Below are 19,431 nucleotides of genomic sequence, written 5' to 3' on the forward strand. Positions count from 1 at the left end.
CTGATCAATAGATCGACGCGGAGCCATCATGCATGGAGGGCCGACGCCGCTTGGCGTTTCTCTGCCGCGCAGCAAGGCGCTCATCGACCTGATGGCGCTCAGCCGAGGCCGCTGCGCCTGAGAGATAGCGCGCCAGTCCGCATATCGTCGGGTGCTCGAACATGGTCACGACCGGAAAATCGCAGCCGAGATCGCGACGAAGCCGCTGATGAATGCGGATCAAAACCAATGAGGATACACCAAGCTCGAAGACGTTACGCGCCGGATCGATGTCGTCACGCGAGAGCTCGCGCGCAAAGGCCTCGGATACGCAGCCTTCCATATCGCGGCCGGCACCAACGGATATCACGACAGCCTTTGCGGCCGGTTGCCCGATCTGCGGTCCGTGCGCTCGCGTAGCGTGGCCGACCAACGTCGTGTCGAGACCGGGTACGAGGCGGGAGGTCGGGATCTCCCACGCCTCGGCCTGCTGCGCCAAGTCAACGAGCAGGTCTCGATACCCGCCGAACACGGCCTCGATCCACGGCTGCGCAAACAGGCCGTCGACGTAGTCCCAATTGAACACCAGTCGACCGTCGCGTTCGACCACCTGATGATCGATCCACACTTGCGGCGTCTGGGTGATCCCCCATGTGAGTTCCCCGAGCGCAGCGCCCCCGAGGCCCGAAGCCGCCCCGTCCACTCCGATGCCGCTGGTGAAAACGACCGGGGCTGCCAGCGCTTGTATATTACCCCCTCGCCGCGCGGCTTCACGAATGACGCGCACGGCCGACACGTCCGCATGATCCAGATCGATCCAGAGACGCTCTTGCAGCCGCCGTGCTTGCTCGGTGAAGGTGTCGCCGGACCGTTCCTCGAACGCGACGAGAAGCAGCGAGGTGAAGTCGCCGACGATATCGTCGATCTGCGGATGAAGCTCCGGTCGCTGGAACAGCGTCAGGTTGAGAGTGAAGCGATCGCCCCCGCCGCCGGCTCGAAGCGACATTCCGTAGGCCGTGAGGAGAACGGCGTTGGGCGTCAGCCCGGCCGCGACCGTGCGCGATCTGAGCGCCTGCCACATCGGGGCATCGAGCACGGCTTCGAGGCGACGAAACCGCGGTGGGGTCAACGCAGCGGGATCGCCGATCAACGGCAAATTCGGACTCGACGGAAGCGAGCCGATCCGATCGATCCAATAGTCGAGAGCCCGCCGGGCCTGCGCGCCGTCCTGTTCGCTCACCAGATGCAAGACCACATCGCGGAAGCCGATTTCGAGCGGCGCGAGGTCGCGGTCCGGATCGCGTGCCAACATCGCCCATTCGTGCAGCAGCAGAACCATGCTCCTGCCGTCGCAAACGAGATTGTCGATGCTGATCAGCAGACGTACGCTTTCCGACAGGCGCGCCGCACGAATTTCGAACAGCGGCCACACCGATGCGTCGTACACGCGATGGCTCATATCCGCGCGTTGACGCTCAAGCCAGTTCTGTATCTCGCACTGATCGGCGTCGCTGAGATCGGCTCCGAGGAAGTGATAGACCGGCGTGTGTTGCAGGACGCGCTGCATCCCCCGTTCATCGATCACGGCACGCAACATATCATGCCGCCTCACCAGCCGGTTCCACGCTTTCTCGAGGCGCCCGAGCGGCAGCTTCTTTACGTCGATCTCGACGTAAAGGTGAGTCGAAACGCCCCCGAGCGGGAACAACCCCTGTCGTCCGATCCAGTAGGCCTGCTGCACGTCGGTCAAGGGGAAGGGATCGTGGCGCGCGGCGATATCCGACGCCAGGCGTTTCCTGCTCACGACGTCCGCGACGTCGGCATCGCCATCCAGGCGTTCGGCGAGCTGATACAAAACCGGGGCCGCGAATACGTCACGCAGGGCCAACCTGCGTCCCAGACGCGAGCGGACACGCTCCACCATACGTACAGCGATGAGGCTATCGCCACCGCCCTCGAAGAAACTGCTGTCTCTGCCGACCGCTTTTGTTCCGAGTAGTTCGGACCAGATCTCCGCGAGCTTGCATTCCGTGGATGTCCTTGGCGCCTCCGTTTGGCCGTGCTTCGGCATCTGTCCGGTCTGATCGGGTCGCGGCAACCGTTTGCGATCCACCTTCCCGTTCGGCGACAACGGCATGCCATCCAGGCGGACGATCTGACGGGGGACCATGTACGCCGGAAGATGTCGCTCCAAGAACGCGACCGCCTTGTCCGGCTCAAATACCTTGACCCGGTCGCTGTTACGCGCGGCGAGAACGTACAGCCCGGCATCTGCCGCAGGCGTCACTGCGGCGACATCGGCGAAACCCGCCGCCTGCAGGCAGCCACGCCACTCCTCGCCACTCAGAAGAGGAGCTCCGCGGCCACGGCGCAGATCCTGCAATTGATCGAATCCACTCTCAATGAGAGCCACGGTCACATCGAGGAGTGGGCTGTTGATGGTCAGTTCGACACCGATCAGCAAGCCGGCCGGCCGCAACAGCCGCCGGCAATTGCTCAGTACGCGATTGACGTCGTCGCTGCGATGGAGTGCATTGAATGCGACGATGACGTCGAACTCGTGTTCGACGAATCCCTGGGCCGTCGGACTTCGATCGGGATCGAACACGCGCCAGATCGAAGCGGCGGCATCCGGTTGGCGTGCGCGAGCGTCGTCGAGCAGCAGCGAGGACGGGTCGGTGATCGTCACCTCGATCGGCGCAGCGGCGGCGGCGGCGAGCCATTCCCGCGTCGCTTCCCCTGCCCGCGCCCCGAGCTCCAGAATCCGCAGCGGTCGATCGGATTCGGCGGCGATACGCGCGAGCTGGCAGCCGACATCCGCGTAGATCCGAGTTGCACAGGGATGGAGCTTGGCAAGCTGTTCGGGGCTGAGTCCCGAACCTTCATCATAGAACACCGCGAGCGCGCTCTCCTCCCCGCGCAACACCGCATGGCGCCGGTCTGCGCTGTCGCGCAGACGCGCGATGACCGCCGGTGGCACGCCGAACCGGCCGGCCTGCAGAGCGATCAGGTCCCAGTCCGACCCGGCGAGCTGCCCGAACCAGTCGCCCCCGTTCCGGCGCAACTCACCAGACGTCTCGAGCAGCGAAAGCCAGCGTGGCAGCAGGGCCCGGTATTTCTCGGTCAACCCCAAGCTTCGCTCCAGGCCTGGAAGCGTATACGGCCGATCGCTGTTCCCGAACGCGCTTTGGGACGCGAGGAGATCGCGCACGCATTGCCGCGCAATGAGCTCCTGCCATCCCCAGAAGTCGGCGAGTTCGTCGTTACCCCAAGGCGAGGCTTCCCACGACGTCGCGAATGCGCGGCCGAGATCCTTGCCGTTCCGCTCGACGGTGGCCGCTTCCGCGACCACAGTGGTCTGCAGATCGTCGCCGTCGTCCCCCAGCGAGACCCACGCCACGAGCCGTCGAGATCCTTCAGCGGCTCCCACCACATCGACGACCGCGTCCAACACTTCGTGGTGCGAAGTGAGTGCGCTCTCGATCTCGCCGAGTTCGATGCGGTGCCCGGCAATCTTCACCTGGCCGTCTCTGCGACCGAGAAATTCGATCGTGCCGTCGGGCCAGTAGCGGGCCAGATCTCCGGTGCGATAGAGGCGTTCGCCATCGGGATGAACAATGAAGGCGTCAGCGGTACGCTCGGCATCGCCGTCATAGCCCAGCGCGACGCCGACACCACCGATGTAAAGGTCTCCTACCACCCAGTCAGGACGATCGCGCAGTGCAGGATCGAGCACGCGATACGACTGGTTGGAGAGCGGGAATCCGTATGGTATCGAACGCCAGTGCGGCTCGACGCGGCGAACCTCGAACCAGTTCGACCAGATCGATGCTTCCGTCGCGCCACCGAGCGCGATCAACCTTGCGGTTTGGACACGGTCGCGGAGCCTGGTCGGCAATTTCAGCGGAATCCAATCGCCCGACAGCAGCACCAGTCGCAAGCTCGCGAGATCGGCGTTCGTTTCGTCGAGCAACAGGTCGAAGACCGCCGGAACGGAATTCCATACGCTGACGCCGTAACGTTGCACCAGATCGGACCAATGGCGCGGATCGTGAGTGCCGTCGGCCTCCGGAAGCACGAGGGTCGCTCCGGCGGCGAACGTTCCGAACAGATCGTACACCGACAGATCGAACCCGAGCGCTGAGAACCCGAACACCCGATCGTCGGGGCCGACACCAAAGCGACGGTTGACGTCGAGAACAGTATTGGCCGCGCCACGGTGATCGATGACCACGCCTTTCGGGGTTCCCGTGGAGCCCGAGGTGTAGATCACATAGGCCTCGTCATTCAGCGATCGGCCCGGCGCCGCTTCGGTTTCTTCGCATCCTCGACATTCGACGAGGTCGGCGACGAGAACACGAACGCCAAGTTCAGCGACGCAATCATCCCGATACTGTTGAACGAGTACGATGCCGATGCCGCTGCCCGCGACGACCTTGGCCATCCGGGCGGTCGGCATAGCCGGATCGAGCGGGACGTAGACGCCGCCTTGTGAGAGGATCGCGAGGCATGCAGCGGCCTGTTCCGGCCCCTTGCTTATCACGACCGCCACACGGTCGCCCGGCCTGATGCCTTCGGCTCGCAGTCGTGTTGCCAGCCGTCGGCTCCAGCTCGCAAGCTCGCCATAGCTGACCATCGTATCACCGGCAATCACCGCGATGCGGTCGGGCTCGCGTGCCGCGGTCTCGAAGAACAGATTGTCGAGCGTATCGAGAGGCAGCTCGCTCTTCGTCGCATTGACGTGTCGGCGGACCTCGCGCTGCGACTGCGGCAGCAGGGCCCCCGCCGCGCGGGTCCAGGCGTCGTCGGCAGTAGCCAGCGCGGCGAGCAGGTCCGCATTGGCCTTGAACATCGCTTCGATCACGCCCTCGGGGAACAGCCCTTCGACCACGTCCCAATTCAACAGCAGTCCGTCGTCGAGCTCGGCCGCCTGGTAGTCGAGCCATACCTGCGGAGTTTGGGTTATCCCGTAGACGACCTGTCCGAGCGGATCACCGTCGGAGGTTCCCTTCGTGGGATCGTGCATCCCGAGTTGGCTGGTGAATACCACCGGCGCTCCGACCAAGCGATCGTTCCCGCGATTCTTCTCGCGCAGAACCTCGACGGCACTGACGCTTCGATGTTCGAGATCCTCGAGCATCCGCTTCTGGATCGTCTGCAGACGCGCGGCGAGCGGCATCGGTTCTCGGCAATCTACCGCAAGCAGCGTGACGCACGTGAAGTCTCCGACGAGACGCGGAACATCCGGATGGTTCTGCAGACGATCGAAGATCGTGAGGTTGAGGGTGAAATCAAGCTGATCGCTCCAAGCGGCCAGTACTTCCCCGAACACGCCGATCAGCAGGGTCGCGGGCGTGACCCCGAACGACCGTGCCCGCCGACGCAATTCCGACCATTGGGCCTGATCGCAACGCGCCGCGTGACGGACGAATCGCGGACGGGCGACCTGTTCCGGATTCACCGCGAGAGGCAGTTGCGGCGGCGGCGGCAGCAATGGCAGCCGTTCCATCCAGTAGGCCCAATCCCGCTGACGGATCGCCTGCCGCGACGGCGATGGATTCGCCTTGGCGACGACGTAGTCGCGGAACGAGATGGTGAACGGCTCGAGACCTGCCGCTTCGATCGATCCGGCGCGGTACACGCGCCCGAGCTCGCTCCATAGGGTCTGGCTGCTGGCGACGTCGTTGATCAGCATGTCGATGCTGAAGTGGAGACGGGTTCGTCCGTCCAGCAGTTTCGACGCCCGGAGATCGAACATCGGCCACGAGGTGGAATCGAGGACCTGGTGCGACATCTCCTCCCGCCAGGCCGAAAGATGGTCGTCGACGACGGCCGCGTCAGCCGTGGTGAGGTCGACCAACCTGAATTGATACCGCGGTACTTCGGCGAGGATCCGCTGCATGCCATGATCGTCGATGACGAGCCGCAACGCGTCGTGGCGGGCGATCAGGAGATTCCACGCGGCCTCCAGGCGCGCGAGATCGAACGCGCCGACGATTTCGGATTCCAGATAGGCATGACAAGAGACGTTGCCGAGCGTGAACTGCGGATCACGTCCTGCCCAATAGGCGTACTGCAAATCCGTCAACGGAAACGGTTCGTGCCGACTCGCGAGATCGGGAACGATCTGATCGACGGTCGCCTCCTCGTGCGTTCGCTCACACGAGGCGGCGAGCCCTTCGAGATAATCGACTAGGCCGCCCGGCGTCGCGGATTCGAAGATCGCGCGAAGCGCACAGTCGACACCGAGTTTCTGCCGACACGCGCGGGCGAAATCCATCACCAGAATCGAATCGAGTCCATGCTTGATGAGTTCGACGTCGTCGTGCATCTCCCCGGCGTCGATCCGCAGCACCGTGGCGATGGTCGTGCGGACGAAGCTCTCCAACACGCAACGCCGGTCTGCGGCGGACAAGCGCGTCCAATCCGGGCAATCCTCGCTACGGCTCGCCGTCGCCTCCGTCGCCGGCGCAAGCCGTGCGAGAAGATCACTGCGGCCGAACGTCCGGTAGAGCGGAGCGAATCTGCGCCAATCGACCTCCGCAGCGATCCAATTGCCGGGGGTCGCTATCAGGCCGGCCAATGTGGTGATGGCGCGTTGCGGCTCGAAGCGCGATATCCCCGCACGATGCAGATATTGTAGAAGGCTGTCGTCCACCTCCGACAGCCCGGCACCGCCGCCCCATGCTCCCCAGGCGATCGCAAGGGCCGGCAATCCGCGCGCTCGCCGCAACCGGGCCAGCGCGTCCTGGTAGGCGTTGGCGGCGCCATAGTGGATTTGGAAGCGCGACCCCCAGATCCCCGCGATCGACGTGAAGACGACGAAGTGCTCGACGTCGCTCCGATCGCATGTGAGACAGTGCAGGATCCAACTGCCATCCGCCTTCGCTTGCGTGGCCTCACGGAACGCGGCCTCATCGATCGCATCGATGGTATCGAAGCGGCCGATACCCGCACAGTGGAAGACACCACGTAGCGCGCGCGCCGACTCGTCGATCTCTCGAAACAGATTGCGCATGTCCGTCTCGTTCGCGACGTCGGCGCGGACGTATCGGATATCAACTCCCGCCTGACCGTAGCGCTGGAATGTCGACCGCGCCCGGGATCCCGGTTCGCCGCGACCTGTAACGATGATGTCACGTACGCCGCAGGCGACCAGCCAATCCAGCACATGTCCACCCAGCGCCCCAAGGCCGCCGCAGATCAGGTAGGTACCGTCCGTACCGACCGGGCCCGGTTGGGCTTCGAACGCCGGCACCGCTTCCAGCCTCGGGGAGAGCCATTGTGCCCCATCCCACGCCAGCATGTCCTCCTGCGGAATGATGTCGCTCAGACGAGGCGCAATCGTCGCGAGAACGCGGGCCGGATCGTCTGCCGCGTTGACGTCGACGAGGAGAAACTGCAGATCGGGGCACTCGATCGCAAGCGCCCGGGTCGCTCCCCAGAAAGCTGCCTGTGCGGGCGCGGCAGTACCGTCTCGCTGGCCTCCTCTGGTAACCACCACGATACGTGCCGTCAGGCGGGCTCGGTACAGCGCCTGGCAATATGCAATGTACCGCCATAGCGCGTCCGGCTGCGGGGCCTCGTGCGCGGCGAGCGCACCGAGCCAAACCAGGATCGAATCGCCCGAGGCTGCAGCGGGCAGCGCTTCGGCATCGGATGCGATCACCCCCACTTCAGCGCAGCTCTCGGCGACTGCTCGCCCTGCGGCACCCCCCCCCTCGATGAGATACAGTCGCGGCGCGGGCGCCGGATCGTTCTGAGGGAGGACGGCTTCGGTCCATGTTAGGCGGCTCAATGAAAGTTCGGCCGACTCGTCCTGCTTGCGCATCTGAGGCAACTGAGGGGACGGTCCCTCGTGCTGATCACGATATTCGAGCCAGTATGAGCGACGATCGAACGGATACGACGGGAGCGCCGCTGGCAATGCTGCAGGTCCCCGAAACGCCGCCTCCAGATTGAAGTCTACGCCGCGCAGATACAAAGCTCCGAGGCACTCCATCAGACTGTTCGGATGGGATTCTCCCTCCCTCGCGCTGGCGAGGAACAGCCCGTCCGCAAGACCGGACTCATGAGCCTCGCGTCCAGCAAGCGAGACCAGAAGGGGGCGCGGGCCGATCTCGATGAAGCAGTCGCAGCCATTGGCGATCGCGACACCCAGCGCCGATGCGAAACGGACCGGCTCTCTCGCGTGACGGCGCCAGTAGGCAGGATCGGGCGCGCCCGACAGCAAATCCCCCGACAGGGTCGAAATGAAGCGCACGCGGGGCGCGCGAGCCTCACAATTCTCGGCCACAGCCTCCAGTTCCTCGAGAAGCGGATCCATCAGTGCCGAATGAAAAGCGTGCGAGACCTTCAGCCGCCGCGCACTGATGCCCTGAGCGGAGAATTCCGCCGATAGTCGATCAATGTCCGCGTCCGGGCCTGCAACGACGACGTCTTCTCGACCATTGATCGCTGCGATCGAGATCGATGTGTCGGCAATCCGCTCCGATACGTTTGCGGCACTTAGCCTAACAGCCATCATGCCGCCACGCTGCTTTAAGGACTGCATCAACCCGGCACGCCGCACGATGAAGGATGCGGCGGCGTCGAGAGTCAGCGAACCGGCATGCACGAGGGCCGCAACTTCGCCGATGGAGTGCCCGATGATCGTGTCCGGCTCGACGCCCCAGCCGCGCCAGAGCTGCGCCAATGCGTAGCCGAAAGCAAACATCGCCGGCTGGGTATAACGTGTCTCGTGGAGTTCCAGAGCATCCGCGGCGAACATCAGATCGCGGATCGATCCGCCGAGGAACGGAGACATCGCCGCATCGACACGATCGATTGCGCGACGGAAGGCCGGCTCGGCGTCGTAGAGCGCCCGGCCCATCCCGGCATGCTGCGCACCTTGCCCTGTGAACAGAAAGCAAATACGTGCCGGGCGCTGTTGTTGCACGGGATTTGCGGCGACCAAGGCACCCGCCAGGCCTTTTGCATCAGCACCGATCGCAATCAACCGATGGTCCAGAAAATGCTGGCGCTGGCGAGCTGCAGCATTGACGAACGCCGACAAGGGACCGTCCAAATCGCGAAGACATTCCAGGTATCGTCGACGTAGTTCCTCCAACGAACCTGTGCTTCTCGCTGAGAGTAGTAACAGCGACACCCGATCGGAACGACAGCATGCGGGAGCCTCCCGCAACGGAGCTTGCTCGAGCAGAATATGGCCGATCGTGCCGGCGAACCCAAACGACGTGACGCCCGCGCGGCGCCGATCTCCCCGCAGCGGCCAATCGATCGGCGCCGTCGGTATCACGGCGGGTATGCGCGCAAGGTCAATTGCCGGATTCGGTCGATTGTAATGCAGGTTAGGAGGAATTCGCCCCTCCTGCAAAGCGAGTACCACCTTGATGAGCCCGGCGATTCCTGCGGCCGCCTCAAGATGCCCGATATTGGTCTTCACCGAGCCGAGATAAAGTGGGTCGGTCGCGTCCCGACCGAAGAACACCGATGCCAGAGCCTCGAACTCAATGGGGTCACCAAGTCGCGTCCCAGTGCCGTGGAGTTCGACATAGTCGACATCGGCTGGCGTCCATTCCGCTCGGGCCAGCGCCTTGGAGAGCATTCGCCGCTGCGCCTCGGAATTGGGAGCGGAGAGGCTGGCGCTCGCGCCGTCCTGGCTCAGAACGCTTTCGCGAATGACCGCGCGAATTGGATCGCCGTCGCGGAGCGCGTCCGCCAGACGTTTGATCACGACGACGCCGGCACCCTCACCCCGCACATAACCGTCGGCGGCTGCGTCGAAAGTCTTGCACCGTCCGTCAGCGGCCAGCATGCCAGCGCGCGCCAGCACCAGATCGATCTCCGGAAGGATTTGAAGCTTGACGCCAGCGGCGACGGCAAGCGAGCTCTCGCCGGTACGAAGCGACTGGCAGGCGAGATGAACCGCGGCATGCGACGCGGAACATGCGGTATCGACGGCGATGCTCGGCCCCGACCAGTCGAACACGTAGGAAATCCGCCCCGCAACGGCGGCGAATGCGTTTCCTGTGCCGTAGTACGGATCGAGGTGGGCGGGATCGCGCGTGACGAACGGCAAATGCCCATAGTCACCAGTGCCAACGCCGACGAAGACGCCGGTGTCGCTGCCGCGCAGCGATTGCGGCACGAAGCCGGCGTCCTCTAGCGCATGCCAGGTCGCTTCAAGCAAAAGGCGCTGCTGCGGGTCCATGTTCATCGCCTCGCGCGGCCCGACACCGAAGAACGCGGCATCGAAGCCGTCGACGCGACGAAGGCACGCTCCGTATCCCGGAATGTCGAGATCCTGACGGAAGCGGTCGGCCGCGAGCCCCCGCACGGCATCGCCGCCGGTCATCAGCCAGCGCCAGAATTCGGCGGGATCCTCGATATCGTTGGCCCCGGCGGGGAACAAACAAGAAAGACCGACGATCGCGAGCGGCTCGCCTGCCTCTCGACGTGACAGCGGCTGGTCGGGCGGCAAACAAGGCGCCTCCTCGGCGCGGGATACCAGCCAATCGCTGAGCGCATCCACCGTCGGGTAATCAAACAACACCCCTTCGGGCAACGAACGCCCCAGATCCCTTTCGAGAGCCGCGACCGCCTGTGTCGCAGCGAGCGAGTCGAGACCGAGTGCGAACAGGCTTCTGGCGGGATCGATCACACGAGGGCTCGACGGACCGAGTGCTCGCCTGACACAATCCAGAACCTTGCCGCGAACGGCGTCACGCCGTTGCTCCCTCGAAGGAGAACGCGTGTCCTGACCAGCGGGCTGCCGATCGCTGCCAACGATCGTGAGGCCGCCGGAAATGTAAAGGCGACGCATTTCGGCCCGGCGAACTTTACCGCTCGTCGTCCGTTTGAGCGTACCACGGCGAATCAAGACGACGTCGTGCGCCGCAAGTCCGTGTTCACGCGCAATGGTTTCGCGGATTGACGCTTCGAGTGCCGCCGCATCGAGATCGCTATGGCGGCGCACCTCCTGGACGACCACCAACCGCTCGACGCCTTGATCCCCCGGAATCGCGAAAGCAGCAGCCCCTCCCGCAATAATATCGTCGTGGAGATTTGCCAGGCTCGCTTCGATGTCGTTCGGATAGTGGCATTGTCCCCGGAAGATCATCACATCCTTCGAACGTCCGGTGATGTAGAGATGACCGCCGTGCAGGAATCCGAGATCGCCTGTGCGCAGATAATTCGTGGCGTCGCTCGCACCGTCATCCGACAGATGCGCAGCGAATGTCTCTTCTGTAGCGTCGGAACGCCCCCAATAGCCCGCCGCTATCGCCGCCCCCGAAATCCAGATCTCACCGACGTCCCCGGCCGGCTTTGTCCGCCGCGTTTCCGGATCGACGATACGCAGGTCCTGCCCGCCGAAATCAGCACCGTTCGAAAGGTACACGCGGCTGTCCGGCGCACCGTCGGTGACGACGAGCGCCGTGCCGCGGGCGATCGATGCCGCATCGACGCTGACCGCGACCGGCCCGCCGTCGTGACTCGATCCGGACGCGATCAACGTTGCCTCGGCGAGGCCGTAAGAAGGACGTATCGCGCCCCAATGCAGGCCGTGACGGCTGTACAGATCGAAGAACGCACGTACCTGCCGCAGATGAACCGGTTCCGCAGCCGGAACGAGGCTTTCGACGCAGCTCAGATCCAGATCGCGGAGCCGATCGGCATCGTAGTGCTCGACACAAGCGTCGAGCGCAAACGCGGGACATGGCAGCACCGCTGCACGCTCTCGGGCGGCCAACTCCAGCCACATCAACGGATCGCTGACGAACGCTCCCGGCGCCATGTAGACGACCCGGCCGCCAAGCGCGAGCGGCGCAAGAACCCCCATGATGAGGCCCATGTCGTGGAACAGCGGCAGCCAGCTCGCCACGACCGGCGCATCCTTCGGCCATAGCAAACAACGAAGAAACGACACGTTGCTGATCAGCGTGTCGTGGCGGTTGATCACTCCCTTCGGCTCCGCGGTCGAGCCCGACGTGTACTGAATGAAGGCAATGTCGGTTTCTGACGGACTATATCCGGACCATGCGCGACCGGATTTAGCATCGTCGATGAGGATAAGGCGCAGCCGATGAGCCGCCACGAACGACGTCAACGCTTCGCGCGACTGGTCGGCGATGGCGCGAGTGGTCAAAATTGCTGTCGCACCGCAATCGCGTGAGATGTGCTCGACTCGCCCCAGCACGCGGGCGACCCGCGATGCCCCCGGCAAATTGACGGGCACCGCGACAGCGCCGGCGTACAGGCACGCAAGAAGCGCGACGACGTAGTCGTGCCCCGACGGCAACAGCAGCAACGCGCGGCCTCCAGGCACTAGCGCATCCTGCACGTTTACGGCAACGGCCTTTACCCGATGCGAGAGCTCACCATAAGACAATTGCGTTCGTGTACCCGTGGACCGGTCGACGAAATCCAACGCCGGCCTGCCACCCTCGAGCTGCGCATACTTCTCCAGACGGGAAACCAGAGTATCTCGGCTGGAACGACCCGGATCCGCGTCGGTACACATATCAACATTCCACAATTTTGCACGATGCGTGGTCGTAGTTAAAAAGACGGCGCGATGTAACTACATTTACTCCAACTTCCGCTTCATTATGTGAATCGAACGCATGGGCGGTCCCGACGAAGGCGCATTACCATCGGTCATGATATGAAGTATGTCCCGCGACGTCTAACGATCCATGCTCAGGATTGCCGCATTCGGAACGATCTTGTGAGTTGCGCGTGCACGCACGAGTGAGTCTTCCATTTCGCGCACCGGTCGTTTTGACAGGTCGTACTATCATCCAAAGGACTAGGTTCAAGTTCCAAACTCGAATTTGACTTTGACTCGGATCGACTTCGCCGATATCGCTCGGAGATGCGCTTAGGACTGTCGATTGGTGGAGCCGTGCTGGCAGCGACACTCGCAGCCTTCGCGTTGTGGCGTCCCGGATCGGGCGCCTCTCCGTCCGAGCTGGTCTTGTTCGGGAACGTCGATCTGCGCAGCATCGAGCTGGCGTTCAACGGGAACGAACGAATCACGGCCATGCTCGTCGAGGAGGGCAACCGCGTTCGAAAAGGCGACGTGGTTGCGCGCCTCGACACGAGCCGGCTCGAACCGAGGGTCGCGCAGGCCGAAGCCCAGTCGGATGCGCAACGGGCAATCGTCGAGCGCCTGCGCAATGGCAGTCGGCCCGAGGAAATCGCCCAAGCCAGAGCGAATTTGGATCAAGCGAAGGCCGACGCCGACAACGCACAACGACAATACGAACGTAAGAAAAGCCTGCTGAGCAAAGCCGCGGTGAGCGAGCAGGACTTCGACAATGCCAAGGCCACTGTCGACATCGCCGTCGCGCGGGTCCGCTTGAACGAGAGGGCCCTCGACTTGATCGTGGCCGGGCCACGCCGCGAAGAGATCAAGCAGGCAGAGGCGCAATTGCGCGCCGACGATGCACGACTGGCGTGGCTCCGGCGCGAGCGTGCTGACGCCCAACTTTTGGCCCCCGCCGATGCAGTCGTTCGCTCCCGGCTCATGGAGCCGGGGGAGATGGCGTCGCCGCAAAGGCCTGTCCTATCTTTGGCGGTTCTCGATCCGAAATGGGTTCGCGCTTATGTCGGAGAGCCCGACCTCGGCAAGCTGCGACCGGGAGCCCGCGCGACGGTCGAGGTCGACAGCTTTCCGAGCCGGCGCTTCGACGGTTGGATCGGCTTCATCTCACCCACCGCCGAGTTCACCCCCAAGGAGATACAGACCGCGGAGCTGCGCACGAGCCTCGTCTACCAGGTGCGCGTGTTCGTTCACGACCCGTCGGACGATCTGCGCCTCGGGATGCCCGCCACGGTGCGGCTTTCGCTCGATCGCGACGGCTCCGCCCGGTCGGCCGACATGCAGCCAGCGCGGCTTAGCCCATGACGGGAGCGGCCGCGGCAGTTCTGGGAACACAACTCGCCAAAGCGTTCCGCGGCGCGAGCCGCGAGACAGTGCAAGCCCTCCGGAACGTTTCATTTCACGTCCCCAGAGCGGCGCTGACCGCATTGGTCGGACCGGACGGATCGGGCAAAACCACGCTCATTCGAACCATTGCCGGCCTCCTGCGCCCTGACGCAGGTCGGCTATCGGTTCTGGGCTTCGACGTGACGACCCACACGCAAGCCGTCCAGGATCTGATCGGCTACATGCCCCAGACGTTCGGCCTCTACGAGGATCTGACGGTCCAAGAGAACGTCGATCTCTACGCCGATCTTCATGGCGTAGGCCTTCCCGAACGGAGCGAGCGTTGCCATCAGCTGTTGGCAATGACCGGCCTTACTCCCTTCAGATCTCGTCTTGCCGGCCATCTATCCGGTGGCATGAAGCAAAAGCTTGGAATCGCGTGTACTCTCATCCGCACCCCGGAATTGCTGCTGCTCGACGAGCCGACTGTCGGCATCGATCCACTCTCGAGACGCGATCTTTGGACAATGGTCCGTCGCCTCGTCGACGACCACCACCTCACGGTATTGTTCAGCACGTCCTACCTCGAAGAAGCCGAGCGTTGCAGACACGTCATCGTGCTGCACAATGGCAGTCTGCTGAGAGAAGGCGCGCCGCAGGACATTGCCGATCTAGCAGCCGGCCGCGTCTTCGTCGCCAGTTCGTCCGACCCGGCGCGCTCGTTACAGGCCCGCCTGCTCCACGACCCTGCGCTGGTCGACGCCGTGCCGGAGGCCGGCAAGGTTCGGATCATTCGTGCGGCTGCACCTGTCGGAGGCGTCGATCTCCAGTCGGATGGTTCGCGCGGCATCGGTTGTGAATTCGTACCGGTCCCTTCCCGATTCGATGATGGCTTCATGATGTTGCTGCGGGAGACCGAAACACATCAGTTCTTCGAACCGGCACCCGCTCCGTCTACCAAGCCGAACGGCGAATTGGTAGTTGAAGCCAGTGACCTCGTCCGTCGGTTCGGCGGTTTTACGGCGGTGAATAACATCGGATTCCGCGTGCAAAGCGGAACGATTTTCGGCCTGCTCGGGCCGAATGGAGCCGGCAAGACCACGACATTTCGGATGCTGTGCGGCCTGTTGCCGACGACGAGCGGTACGTTGCGTGTTGCGGGCCTCGATCTGCGCCACGGTCGGAAGTCGGCTCGACGCCGTATCGGATACGTCGCGCAGAAATTCTCGCTCTATGGCGCACTCACTGTCACGGAAAATCTCGACTTTTTCGCGGGTCTCTACGGGCTCCGCGGCCGCTGCAAACGCAACCGCCTCGACTGGGCATTGCATGAGTTCCAGTTGGCTCCGTTCGCGACCGTGCCGAGCAGTCAACTTCCGGGAGGGTACCGACAACGGCTCGCGATGGCCGCGGCTCTGCTGCACGAACCCGACATTCTGTTTCTGGACGAACCCACCAGCGGCGCCGATCCACTCGCGCGCCGCGAGTTCTGGCGACGCATCACCAATCTCGTCGATCGCGGCGTGACGGCGATCGTCACCACTCATTTCATGGAAGAAGCCGAATATTGCGATCAATTGGTCATATTGGATGGCGGAACGATTCTGGCACAAGGTCGGCCCTCAGATATCCGCAGCTGCGCCGTCACCGCCGAGAATCCGAGCCCGAGCATGGAGGACGCCTTCGTCGACATCGTCAGTCGAAATCGTCTCGACCAAAGTCACAATCGATCGGAGCGCTGAATGACGACCGCGCGCGGGAGAATGCAAGCACGCGCAACGCAAAAGCTGCGACGCATTCGGGCGCTGGTCCGAAAGGAATTCTACCAGATCATCCGCGACCCGAGCAGCATGACGATCGGCGTGGTGATGCCGATCTTGATGGTGCTCCTGTTCGGCTATGGATTGTCGCTCGACGTCCGGAGCGTCCCGATCGCGGTCGTGGTCGAAGATTTTTCGCCGGAGACCACCGAACTGGTATCGTCGTTCCGGTCATCGGCCTACTTCGACGTCCGGGTCGTCACATCCCTGCACCGCGCCACCCAGCTGATACAGGAACGCAAACTCGACGGCATCGTTCGGATACGCGCTGACTTCTCACGGCAACTCGCGATGGGCAACACCGACTTGCAGGTTCTGGTTCGCGGGACCGATGCGAATACAGCCCGCATCGTCCGGAACTATGCCATGGGTGCGATCCGCCGTTGGCAGCTTCACCGCCCTGACTCCGGCGGCGCCCTCCTCCCGCCGGCCGCGACGATCGCAAGCCGAATGTGGTTCAACGCGAACAACGACAGTCGTTACTATCTCGTTCCAGGCGTGATCGTATTGATCGTGACGCTGATCGGGGCTTTTCTCACCGCCCTGGTCATGGCGCGCGAATGGGAGCGTGGCACTCTCGAGTCGCTGTTCGTAACGCCGGTGCAACCGGGCGAAATTCTTCTTGGAAAGACCATTCCATACTTCATCCTCGGAATGACCGGGCTGTTTCTGTGCATCGGCCTGGCAACCCTACTATTCGACGTTCCCCTCCGAGGTTCCTTCTGGATACTGACACTGGTGTCGATGCTGTATCTTCTCGTCGCTCTTGGAATAGGTCTTTGGGTGTCGTCAGCGACCCGAAGCCAGTTCGTCGCGAGCCAGGCGACGCTCCTGCTGACCTTTCTGCCCGCCCTCATGCTCTCCGGATTCTTGTTCGATCTTCGCAGCATGCCGACCGCCGTTCGATGGATCACCTATCTGTTTCCAGCGCGATACTATGTGAGTACGCTTCAGACACTCTTCCTTGCGGGAAACGTGTGGAGCATCATTCTGCCAAATGCACTAGTCCTCGGATCCATCGCGACGGTTCTCCTGATCTTCTCGGCCCGCGCAACACGAAAGATCCTGTGAGGCTCGAATGCTCGACGCGCTCATCCGCGTATATGCCCTGGCTCGCAAAGAATTTCTCGCCATCCTGAAAGACCCGCGAAGCCGCTTCGGTCTGCTGGTGGTCCCCTTGATTCAATGCCTGCTTTACGGCTACGCGGCGAGCTTCGATCTCGACCACATCCCCTATGCCGTTCTCGACCAAGACCGCAGCAATGCCTCGCGGGCTCTGCTCGCTCACCTCGAAGGTTCCAGATCCTTCAATCGCGTCGGCGATCTCCGACGGGTCGCCGATATCGAGCGCTATATCGACGATCAGCGAGCCTTGATTGTCATCCATATTGCACCGGACTTCAGTCGTCGAATCGACTCCGGCGGATCCGCCACCATCCAGGTAATCGCCGACGGCCGCAATTCGAATACCGCGGCGATCGCTCTCGGTTACGTTAGCGCGATCGTCGATGCCTTCAATATCGACTGGGCGAAACGCCGCAGCCTCGTCGACGCACCGATCCAGATTTCACCGCGGGCTTGGTACAATCCGAACCTCGAAACACGTTGGTATATGATACCATCCTTGATTGGTACCTTAACACTTCTGCAAACCCTGATGTTGACGGCGATGTCAGTGGCTCGAGAACGCGAAGAGGGGACGCTCGACCAGTTGCTGGTCACACCGATACGGCCGACCGAAATCATGGCAGGAAAGGCATTGCCATCGATTCTTGTCGGTGCGGTTCAGGCTAGTGTGATCTTCGCCTTGGCGAGATTTTGGTTCGAGATCCCATTTTCCGGCTCGCTCGTGATGCTCTATGCCGGGCTCGCCTTGTTCCTGCTTGCAGCCGTCGGAATCGGGCTCGTCGTCTCGTCTGCCACCGCGACATTGCAGCAAGCGATGCTGTCGTCGTTTGTCCTAGCAATGCCCTTCGCGCTGTTATCGGGGCTGACGACTCCCGTGGCCAATATGCCGCCGGTCCTGCAATATATCAACGCGATCAATCCATTGCGGTACGCGATCGAGATCACCCGCCGGGTCTATCTGGAAGGGGTTGGCATCGATCATCTCATCCCTGATCTTTGGCCGCTTGCCTTGATAGCTTCGGCCGCGTTGGTCGGCGCAATCTCGATGTTCAGGAAGTCCTTGTGAAGCGCCGGACCGGCCCAAGCGGCCGGTCGGACGCGATCTCACCGGACGCCCTGTCGATTGGATGGCCTCCACGATCTTGCGCGGCACGGCTTTTTCCTCGGCAGGCTCAACGTCCGGATACCAACTCAGCCGTCCCCGGGCGAGCAAATCTCCCTGCTGACAGCACAGGATTTAGAATACCTAGATATTCCCCAAGCTGCATTGCAACTGCCTCCCAATCTGTTCGAGGATTGCCTAAGCTACCGTGTTGCGGCCGACACGCAGATGAGGATGGGCGTCATGCTAGCGATTCAGCATTTGGACAGCTTCGCGATGTGCCGAAGCGCCGTCGATCAGGAAATGGAGGCGCTCGGTGGCGCAGACGCCGTCCGCGTAGACCATCCTTGCGAAGACGTGGCGATCTACATCATCGACACCTTTGTCCCACACGATGTCACACTCAGTCAGGAGGGACCCGCGACGTTCTCGCTTAGCGTCTTTCTCGAGGGGCGCGGGGCGGTTTCATTGGATGGCGCGCAACCTCTTCTGATCGAACCGGGCATGGCGGCGCTGTTCACCAGTTCGCGTTTCAGCCGTGGCCAGAACAGCGTCCGCGGCGGGCAGCGCCTTCTCGCCGTCGATATCCGCTTCGACTTTCGGTTCCTCCTGAAGGCCGGAGGTGCCGCTCTGGCGACTCTCGGTGGCAGCCTCGCGACTGACCACAGTCTTCCCGAGTGCCAGACCTCATTGGTCGGTTTCCGTGCCCCACCTCCGTTGTTGAAGGCAGCTCAAGACATCATCACCTGCAGGTTGACAGACGAAATGTCGCGCCGACTCTATCTATACAGCCGGGCCATCGAGAGCTTGAGCGTGGTCACCTCATCACTGCCCCAGATTTTGGCGCGCCCAGATGCCGTACGAGGCAAGGATCGGGACCGCCTGGAACGCGCGCGGCAGATCATCGATGGCCAATACCACATCGACTGGACCATCGCTCGCCTCGCCCGAGAGGTTGGTTTGAACGAGCGCAAGCTGAAGCAAGGCTTTCGGCAAGTGGTCGGCAATTCCGTTCATTCCTATCTCCGCAAGATTCGGCTCGATGCGGCCGCGACGCTGCTGGAAGATGGGCACAGTGTGACCGAAGCCGCGTTTTCGGTCGGCTTCGACAATCTGAGCCATTTCAGCAAGATTTTCAGAGCTGAGAAAGGCTTGGCGCCGAGCCAATATGCCAAGCGACCCTAACTTCGGCGGCTGAGCCACGCGATCGAGACGGACGCTGCGACAATGATCGTCGAATCTCGGCAGCAGAGTTCGAATTTGCATTCACACTATCATGTGTCGCATCGGCAACGCGAAGCGGACCATTGCTGACGGATTCGGGACTAATCTACCAGAGCATCCTTGTCGTAGCAGGCCGGACGGCAGCATGAAGGGCTTTCATCATACGGGGGCCTCGTGGCAGCCATGGATCCACTCCATTCTATCTCGATGACAGTCTCGGACCGACGACATCGAACTAGGTGCGC

Annotated in this window: 6 protein-coding genes; 5 read left to right on the forward strand and 1 reads right to left on the reverse strand. The window is 62.7% G+C overall.

What is annotated here, in order from left to right; genetic code table 11:
- Positions 1–4: 4 nt before the first annotated feature.
- Positions 5–12,502 carry a hybrid non-ribosomal peptide synthetase/type I polyketide synthase gene (locus RPC_RS15215; RefSeq protein ID WP_011473476.1) on the reverse strand — a complete coding sequence of 4,166 codons (12,498 nt, stop codon included), beginning with the start codon at positions 12,500–12,502 and terminating at the stop codon, positions 5–7.
- Between the two features lie 384 nt (positions 12,503–12,886).
- On the opposite strand from RPC_RS15215, the gene RPC_RS15220 reads away from it, so the two are divergent.
- The 5 genes from RPC_RS15220 to RPC_RS15240 are packed head-to-tail and all read left to right on the forward strand — an operon-like array spanning position 12,887 to position 19,147.
- Positions 12,887–13,891, forward strand: coding sequence for an efflux RND transporter periplasmic adaptor subunit (locus RPC_RS15220; protein ID WP_415914718.1), 1,005 nt, complete (start codon positions 12,887–12,889; stop codon positions 13,889–13,891).
- Positions 13,888–15,654 (forward strand): ATP-binding cassette domain-containing protein, encoded by a 1,767-nt coding sequence (locus RPC_RS15225; RefSeq protein ID WP_011473478.1) that lies wholly within the window; start codon positions 13,888–13,890, stop codon positions 15,652–15,654. Before RPC_RS15220 ends, RPC_RS15225 begins: the two co-directional genes overlap by 4 nt.
- Complete coding sequence (locus tag RPC_RS15230; RefSeq protein ID WP_011473479.1) at positions 15,655–16,803, forward strand: ABC transporter permease; 1,149 nt, start codon at positions 15,655–15,657, stop codon at positions 16,801–16,803. It abuts the gene before it with no gap.
- Between the two features lie 7 nt (positions 16,804–16,810).
- Positions 16,811–17,926: an ABC transporter permease gene (locus RPC_RS15235; RefSeq protein ID WP_011473480.1), complete on the forward strand. Its 1,116-nt coding sequence runs from the start codon at positions 16,811–16,813 to the stop codon at positions 17,924–17,926.
- A gap of 57 nt (positions 17,927–17,983) precedes the next feature.
- Entirely contained in the window at positions 17,984–19,147 is a 1,164-nt protein-coding gene (locus RPC_RS15240; protein WP_415914719.1) for a helix-turn-helix transcriptional regulator, read from the forward strand.
- Positions 19,148–19,431: the final 284 nt, after the last annotated feature.

Origin of the sequence: Rhodopseudomonas palustris BisB18, from assembly GCF_000013745.1 — a bacterium.
Lineage (GTDB): Bacteria > Pseudomonadota > Alphaproteobacteria > Rhizobiales > Xanthobacteraceae > Rhodopseudomonas_A > Rhodopseudomonas_A palustris_F.